Here is a 1,202-nt window from a genome sequence, read left to right as displayed (position 1 = left end):
TACAAATAGAATTAAATCAAGTTATACAGAAAATAATAATATCTTAGCTAAAGGGAATTAAGTTTCTTTTGTTGGTAAAAATCTTCCTAAATATAATAATGTTGCTGAAGTAATAGAAGATGCAAATAAAGGTAATAAGGTTATAAGTTTATCACAAGTTGAAGGTGTTAAAATAGAATAAAAAGATTTTAAGAAAGTTTTTGAAAAATCAGGAAAAAATGATATTTTACAAGTTGAATATGAAAGTAGAGAACAGTTAGAAAGATTTTTAAAAAAGCATTTTGGAAATATGGAATTAAAAGATGGAAGATACGTATTTAATGAATTTGATGAATATTCAGGAATGTCATTTAGATGGACTTCTAGTAATTTGGATAGTAAAGGTAAAGAAATTCCAAGTCTTCAGTATTCAAAAGAGCTTAAAAATGAATATAAAGTAAGAAAAATGAAATTTATAGAAAAAGGTGAGGAGTAATGGAAATATTAAAAGAGGCATTAGTTTTAGAAAATCTTGAATATAAGTTAATAGATGCTATTTTTAATAGTAATTATTTCAAGAAATTATATTATGTTTATGATACAGATGAAGAGGATAATACAAAATATATTTGGATGGTTGCTGTAGAAAAAAGTTATATTTTAAAAGGAGTTAAACATGGGGTTAGTAAATTTAAAATGTATGATTATGATGATCCGATGTGGGACAATGAAGTTAGAGCTATATATAAAGATGGTAAAATAGATGGTGTATATAATGAATATGAAGAATTTAGTGAAAATTTTAAAAAAGGATTATATGTTAATGGCGAAAAAAAATTCACTTTAGATTTTGATAAATATTTTGATCATTTTTCCTTTAAAATTTATAAAAATAATGAAATTAGTGTATCAATATTTTGCAATCCATCTGATTTAATAATTAACATATTTATAGGAAATAAAAAAATAAAAATACCTTTCTATGAAATTGAAAAAGAAAGTTTTGATTATAAAGAAAGTTTTGATTATTATGATGGGCAAAGACATGAAGTAAAAATAGATCAAACTAAAATAGATATTTTGGGATATGGTTCAAAAGAAGAATATGGAATGTATAAAGGACTTAAATCAGGAGCTAGTACTACAATAAAAGAAAATGGAAATATAGTAGATAAGAGTTTGTATGTTAATGGTAAAAGATTTGGAATGAGAAAAATAGAAAA

General features: G+C 23.1%; 2 protein-coding genes. Both read left to right on the top strand.

What is annotated here, in order from left to right; translation table 11 throughout:
* Positions 1-289 precede the first annotated feature (289 nt).
* Positions 290-475, top strand: coding sequence for a hypothetical protein (locus tag AYC59_RS07190; protein WP_066896923.1), 186 nt, complete (start codon positions 290-292; stop codon positions 473-475).
* Positions 475-1,202, top strand: a 728-nt coding sequence (locus AYC59_RS07185; protein WP_156445522.1) for a hypothetical protein, incomplete at its 3' end; no start/stop codon positions are given. The genes AYC59_RS07190 and AYC59_RS07185, both read left to right, overlap by 1 nt.

The organism is Pseudostreptobacillus hongkongensis (assembly GCF_001559795.1).
GTDB lineage: Bacteria > Fusobacteriota > Fusobacteriia > Fusobacteriales > Leptotrichiaceae > Pseudostreptobacillus > Pseudostreptobacillus hongkongensis.
The sequence above is the reverse complement of the archived record's forward strand: the minus strand, read 5'-3'. Positions and strand labels throughout refer to the sequence as shown.

Excerpts from the sequence above, each read along its gene's own strand:
- AYC59_RS07190 (WP_066896923.1), top strand. The coding sequence starts at position 290 with ATGGAATTAAAAGATGGAAGATACGTATTTAATGAATTTGATGAATAT.